We start from the raw sequence: 852 nt of genomic DNA on the forward strand, positions 1-852 counted from the left end.
GAACATTGCAGGAATGGCAAAATCTCTGTCAGTGACGGAGTTGGTCAACTGAAAGAGTTGATTGCGGCGGTAGATTGTGGGGAATACGGAATAGCAAGAAATTTTCTTAACGATCCCGATGCTATTTTGATGTACAGAAAAAATGCGCCCCGGCTATCTGCTGTGACCCCTAACCTGCCAAGCAAAACCGGCCATCCTTCCGGCAAACTTCGTGGCAACGCAGCACCGAAAGAATAGTCACCGAATGTGATAAAGAAGGTCTGCGAAAGCGGCCTTTTTTAGGGCACTGTTGCAAAGCTCGCAATGCTGATAAAATTTGCTGTCTTTCTCACCCGTGACGCTAATCATGAACGTATTCAAGGGCCGGCATTTCAGTCGTGACATTATTCTGTGGGCGGTACGCTGGTACTATAAATACGGCTACAGGAGATGCTGGCCGAACGCGGTGTCAGCGTCGACCACACCACGCTTTACCGCTGGGTTCAGCGTTATGCCCCTGAAATGGAGAAACGTCTCCGCTGGTACTGGCGCCAGCCTTCAGGGTTTAGCTCATGGCATCTGGATGAAACTTATATCAAAGTTAACGGCAAATGGGCTTATCTGTACCGCGCAGTCGACAGCAGAGGCTGTACTATAGATTTTTATCTCTCCCCACGCCGCAACAGTAAAGCCGCAACCGCTTTATGGGAAAACTCCTGAATAATACGAAGCGCTGGCAAATGCCACGGCTGATTAATACCGACAAAGCCCCGACATACGGGCGAGCCCTGGCGCAACTTAAGCGTGAAGGAAAATGCCCGCCGGAGTTGGGGCACCGACAGAGATAGGGGTCAGTTTGGATATCGAAAATTA

Annotated in this window: 1 protein-coding gene and 1 pseudogene; both read left to right on the forward strand. The window is 50.1% G+C overall.

Annotation, left to right across the window (positions count from 1 at the left end; translation table 11 throughout):
* A partial coding sequence (locus M977_RS25590; RefSeq protein ID WP_167351123.1) for a hypothetical protein occupies nt 1–237 on the forward strand: 237 nt, incomplete at its 5' end.
* Nucleotides 238–346: 109 nt separating this feature from the next.
* Nucleotides 347–821 (forward strand): annotated as a pseudogene (locus M977_RS23835) (IS6 family transposase); the annotation flags it as partial.
* Nucleotides 822–852 lie beyond the last annotated feature (31 nt).

The organism is Buttiauxella gaviniae ATCC 51604 (assembly GCF_001654835.1).
Classification (GTDB): domain Bacteria; phylum Pseudomonadota; class Gammaproteobacteria; order Enterobacterales; family Enterobacteriaceae; genus Buttiauxella; species Buttiauxella gaviniae.